The following is a 5151-nucleotide window of genomic DNA, read 5'->3' on the forward strand; positions in this document are numbered from 1 at the left end:
TGGAAGAGATTGGCGATCGCGGTAGGGAACAGTTCCGCGAAGCGGGGGGCGAGGAACTGGTACTGGTGCCGTGCCTGAACGACGACCCGCAATGGGCCAAGGCGCTGGCGACCCTCTGCGAAAGAGCGCCGCTGGCCCTTTAAAAGCTTCGCGAGCAGGCTCGCTCCCACAGGGGAAATACATTCCAATCTGTGGGAGCGAGCCTGCTCGCGAATGCTATCTGTCAGGCGATGAAGATCTGAAAGCCTTAGATCAGCGGCTCATCCGCCTTCTTTTGCTTCCAGCCATCATTGCCCGGCAGGATCAGGTTCAGCACAATCGCCACCACCGCGCACAGCGCGATGCCTTTGAGACCGAAGTCATCAGGACCGGTGCCGGTGCCGACCAGCACACCGCCAATGCCAAACACCAGCGTCACCGAAACAATCACCAGGTTGCGCGCTTCGCCCAGGTCGATCTTGTGGCGGATCAGGGTGTTCATGCCCACCGCCGCAATCGAACCGAACAACAGACACAGAATCCCGCCCATCACCGGCACCGGAATGCTCTGCAGCAGCGCGCCGAACTTGCCGATGAACGCCAGGGTTATGGCGAAGATCGCCGCCCAGGTCATGATTTTCGGGTTGTAGTTCTTGGTCAGCATCACCGCGCCGGTCACTTCAGCGTAAGTGGTGTTGGGCGGGCCGCCGAACAGGCCGGCGGCGGTGGTGGCGATGCCGTCACCGAGCAGGGTGCGATGCAGGCCCGGCTTCTTCAGGTAATCGCGACCGGTCACGCTGCCCACGGCAATCACGCCGCCGATGTGCTCGATCGCCGGGGCCAGTGCCACCGGAACGATGAACAGAATCGCCTGCCAGTTGAACTCCGGCGCGGTGAAGTGCGGCAGGGCGAACCACGGCGCTGCAGCAATTTTCGCGGTGTCGACCACGCCGAAATAGAACGACATGGCAAAGCCCACCAGCACCCCGGAAATGATCGGCACCAGACGGAAAATGCCCTTGCCGAACACTGCCACGATCAGCGTGGTCAGCAGCGCCGGCATGGAAATCATCATCGCTGTTTGATAGTGAATCAGCTCGGTGCCGTCCCCGGCCTTGCCCATCGCCATGTTCGCGGCAATCGGCGCCATGGCCAGGCCGATGGAAATGATCACCGGACCAATCACCACCGGCGGCAGCAAACGGTCAATGAAGCCGGTGCCTTTGATCTTCACAGCCAGGCCGAGGAAGGTGTAGACGAAACCGGCCGCCATCACCCCGCCCATGGTCGCGGCAAGGCCGAACTGGCCCTTGGCGAGAATGATCGGCGTGATGAAAGCGAAGCTCGAGGCCAGGAACACCGGCACCTGACGTCCGGTGACGATCTGGAACAGGATCGTCCCCAGACCCGCGGTGAACAGTGCCACGTTGGGGTCCAGGCCGGTGATCAGCGGCATCAGCACCAAGGCGCCGAAGGCCACGAACAGCATCTGCGCGCCGGACAGTACCGTGCGCCAGAGCGGATCGTTGAACTCTTGCTGCATGGTTACGCGTCCTTCTGCTTGGTGCCGAAGATCTTGTCACCGGCGTCGCCAAGCCCAGGAATGATGTAGCCGTGCTCGTTCAAGCGTTCATCGATGGACGCGGTGTAGATGGTCACGTCCGGGTGAGCTTTTTCCACTGCAGCAATGCCTTCCGGCGCGGCCACCAGGACCATGGCGCGGATGTCGCGGCAACCGGCCTTTTTCAGCAGGTCGATGGTGGCAACCATGGAACTGCCGGTGGCGAGCATCGGGTCAATGATCATCGCCAGGCGTTCGTCGATTTCCGGTACCAGTTTTTCCAGGTAGGTGTGCGCTTGCAGGGTTTCTTCGTTGCGGGCAACGCCCACAGCAGAAACCTTGGCGCCCGGGATCAGGCTGAGCACGCCTTCAAGCATGCCGATGCCGGCACGCAGGATCGGCACGACGGTGATCTTCTTGCCGGCGATCTTCTCCACCGACACGGTGCCGCACCAGCCGGCAATGTCGTAGGATTCGAGCGGCAGATCTTTTGTAGCTTCATAGGTCAACAGGGCGCCGACTTCCTGAGCGAGCTCGCGGAAATTCTTGGTGCTGATGTCTGCGCGGCGCATCAGGCCGAGTTTATGACGGATCAGCGGATGGCGGATCTCGAGGATGGGCATGGGAAAGGCTCCGGCGGCGGGCAAAAAAACCGGCCTAGATTAATCTATCCGAGGGTGATGTCCTATAGGACATTCTGTACGTTAGTCCATAAGAGCTTGATTCGACCTCGCGGGATGCGTACCTTTGCCCGCTTTTCCAATTCCGCCAACCCCCTGGAGAGCGCCATGTCCGCTGATCTCGAGCATATCCGTCAAATCATGCGAGAGGCTGACTGCCTGTACACCGAGTCTGAAGTCGAGGCGGCCATCGCCCGCGTCGGTGCACAAATCAACGAACAACTGGCTGACAGCAATCCGGTGGTGTTCTGCGTGATGAACGGCGGCCTGATCTTCTCCGGCAAACTGCTGACGCATCTGCAATTCCCGCTGGAAGCGTCCTACCTGCACGCGACCCGTTATCGCAACGAAACCAGCGGCGGCGACCTGTTCTGGAAAGCCAAGCCGGAAGTTTCGTTTATCGACCGCGACGTGCTGATCATCGACGACATTCTCGATGAAGGTCATACCCTGGGCGCGATTATCGACTTCTGCAAACACGCCGGCGCACGCAAAGTGCACACCGCCGTGCTGATCGACAAGGACCACGACCGCAAGGCGCGCCCGGACCTGAAAGCCGATTTCGTCGGCCTGCCGTGCATCGACCGCTACATCTTCGGCTACGGCATGGACTACAAGGGCTACTGGCGCAACGCCAACGGGATTTACGCGGTTAAAGGAATGTAAAGCGATGGGTACGCCTGGCTTTCTTGATCAAACGCTGTTCGCTGAGTTGGCCGAGAAAGCCGCGCACAATCCCCGCGGACGCCAGCATCACAACTTCCATCAGATGGAAGAAGCCTGTCATCGCATGGCGGTGGGGCTGCAACCGCACACCTACATCCAGCCTCATCGTCATCTGGGTGAAAACAAGGCTGAAACGTTGCTGGTGCTCAAGGGGCGGCTGGGGCTGCTGATTTTCGACGAAAACGGTAGCGTGTTGAAAAAGCAGGTTCTGCAGGCCGGCGGGGACTGTGTCGGTGTGGATCTGCCGACGAACGTCTTTCACGGACTGGTCGTACTGGAAGCCGACAGCCTAATGTTCGAATGCAAGGCCGGACCCTATCGCCCGGTCGGTGAAGGCGAACTCGCCCCATGGGCACCGCGTGATGGCGAGCCCGGTGTCGCTGACTATCAGGCCTGGATGCGCAAGCAGTTCGATTGAATCGGCGCATTGATTTGCGCAGGTGCATGCTAGAGTTCTTGGCCCCGCCCTCCGGAGTCTGTCATGCGCCTCTTGATCCGCAGTCTCGCCGCCCTGTTGCTGACCCTCTGCCTGCCGTTGTCCGCTGCGCCGATGCACAGCCAGTTCCTGCCGCCGGACGATCTGACCCTGCGTGATGCTGACCCCGAGCAGCAGCAACTGCTGCAGGTCAGCGAGTATTCGGTGGTGGTCGGTGCGCAGCGCCAGTCCAATCAGCAGCCGATTCCGGTCACCTCATCCTTGTTGATCCGCCTCAAAGGCAAGTCGCTGAACAAGGGCGCGACGATCAGCCAGGTGCTGGTGAGTTTTGACGGCGAAAGCAAAAGCCTGAAAAAGCCGGCCTACGATGACAAAAGCAAAACCCTGACGCTGTTCTATCCATTGGCGCAATACCGCGTGGTGATGGATCTGCTGCGCAACGACACGGTGTATGTGCAGTTCCTCAGTTATGCCAACGGCCACATCTGGGCGGATTTGCACACCGGGGCGATTCGTCCGCGTTGAGCCGGGCGGTCGGGCAGGGGTAAACTGCCCGCCCCGTGTCATGTCTGCGAGCTGGAGTCGGCAATGCGTAAAGATAAGAAACAAGTGATTGGTGACGAGATCGGCGATGAGCAGATCAAGCTGTTCCTCGATTTTGAGCCGGTCGACGCCACTTCGCCGTCGCTGCACAAACTGATCAAGGCCTATCGTGGTTTGCGCATCGATGATTTCGAGCGCTTTCTGGGCTTCTTCGTTGCGGCGGGTTTCGACGTGGATGGCAAGGACGCGCAGGGCAAGACCTTCATTGACCTGATCGCCGATCAGCGCAACGCCCCGGAATACATTGAACTGATCGAAAAGTCCCGCGGTTAAGGGCAAAAGACAAGATCAACAGATCGCAGCCTTCGGCAGCTCCTACATGGGATTTATGTTGGCCCTGTAGGAGCTGCCGAAGGCTGCGATCTTTTGATTCTGGCGTCCATAAAAAACGCCCCGATTGGGGCGTTTTTTCATGCCGCAAGATCAAGCGAAGCTTGGTGTCTCGCTGCTTTCTTCAACCAGTTCCAGGGCGATGTTGTTCTGCGTGTTGATCTTGCGATACAGCGCAGCATCGGTTTCCAGAACCTTTTCACGGGCCGGGAAGATTTCCGCCAGTTTGGTGGCCCACTCGCCGGACGCCTTGGCCGGGAAGCATTTTTCGATCAGCTCGAGCATGATCGAAACGGTCACCGACGCACCTGGCGATGCGCCGAGCAGGGCAGCGAGGGAGCCATCCTTCGCTGCGACCAGTTCGGTACCGAACTGCAGGATGCCGCCCTTTTTCGGGTCCTTCTTGATGATCTGCACCCGTTGGCCGGCCACTTCCAGGCGCCAGTCTTCGGCTTTCGCCTGCGGGTAGAAACGCCGCAGCGATTCCAGGCGCTGTTCCATCGATTGCATCACTTCGCTGACGAGGTACTTGGTCAGGTCCATGTTGTTTTTCGCCACCGCCAGCATCGGCCCGATGTTGCCGGCGCGCACCGACATCGGCAGGTCCATGAAGGAGCCGTGCTTGAGGAACTTGGTGGTGAAACCGGCGTACGGCCCGAACAGAAGGGATTTCTTGCCATCGACTACGCGGGTATCGAGGTGCGGCACCGACATCGGTGGCGAACCCACGGCCGCCTGGCTATAGACCTTGGCCTGGTGGTGCTTGACTACTTCCGGGTTATCGCAACGCAGCCACTGGCCACTGATCGGGAAGCCGCCGAAGCCTTTGCTTTCTT

Annotated in this window: 8 protein-coding genes; 5 read left to right on the top strand and 3 right to left on the bottom strand. The window is 59.8% G+C overall.

Features of this window, described 5'->3' with window-relative positions; translation table 11 throughout:
- A partial coding sequence (locus D6877_RS08495) for a ferrochelatase (RefSeq protein WP_178083652.1) occupies positions 1 to 143 on the top strand: 143 nt, incomplete at its 5' end.
- Positions 144 to 247: 104 nt separating this feature from the next.
- On the opposite strand, the gene D6877_RS08500 is transcribed toward D6877_RS08495, so the two are convergent.
- Entirely contained in the window at positions 248 to 1522 is a 1275-nt protein-coding gene (locus D6877_RS08500; protein WP_130910477.1) for a uracil-xanthine permease family protein, read from the bottom strand.
- Positions 1523 to 1524: 2 nt separating this feature from the next.
- Positions 1525 to 2163 (bottom strand): uracil phosphoribosyltransferase, encoded by a 639-nt coding sequence (gene upp, locus D6877_RS08505; protein WP_090286199.1) that lies wholly within the window; start codon positions 2161 to 2163, stop codon positions 1525 to 1527.
- 165 nt (positions 2164 to 2328) lie between these two features.
- On the opposite strand from upp, the gene D6877_RS08510 reads away from it, so the two are divergent.
- The 4 genes from D6877_RS08510 to D6877_RS08525 all read left to right on the top strand — a co-directional run bounded on the left by D6877_RS08510 (position 2329) and on the right by D6877_RS08525 (position 4258).
- Complete coding sequence (locus D6877_RS08510; protein WP_016773231.1) at positions 2329 to 2886, top strand: hypoxanthine-guanine phosphoribosyltransferase; 558 nt, start codon at positions 2329 to 2331, stop codon at positions 2884 to 2886.
- 4 nt (positions 2887 to 2890) lie between these two features.
- Positions 2891 to 3364, top strand: a complete 474-nt coding sequence (locus tag D6877_RS08515) for a WbuC family cupin fold metalloprotein (RefSeq protein ID WP_130910478.1) — start codon at positions 2891 to 2893, stop codon at positions 3362 to 3364.
- 63 nt (positions 3365 to 3427) lie between these two features.
- Entirely contained in the window at positions 3428 to 3907 is a 480-nt protein-coding gene (locus D6877_RS08520) for a hypothetical protein (protein ID WP_130910479.1), read from the top strand.
- Between the two features lie 63 nt (positions 3908 to 3970).
- Positions 3971 to 4258, top strand: coding sequence for a PA4642 family protein (locus tag D6877_RS08525; protein ID WP_130910480.1), 288 nt, complete (start codon positions 3971 to 3973; stop codon positions 4256 to 4258).
- Positions 4259 to 4408: 150 nt separating this feature from the next.
- On the opposite strand, the gene D6877_RS08530 is transcribed toward D6877_RS08525, so the two are convergent.
- Positions 4409 to 5151: malate:quinone oxidoreductase (locus D6877_RS08530; RefSeq protein WP_178083653.1), on the bottom strand; the 743-nt coding region annotated here is incomplete at its 5' end.

Origin of the sequence: Pseudomonas sp. Sample_9, from assembly GCF_004307535.1 — a bacterium.
GTDB classification, from domain to species: domain Bacteria; phylum Pseudomonadota; class Gammaproteobacteria; order Pseudomonadales; family Pseudomonadaceae; genus Aquipseudomonas; species Aquipseudomonas mercuritolerans.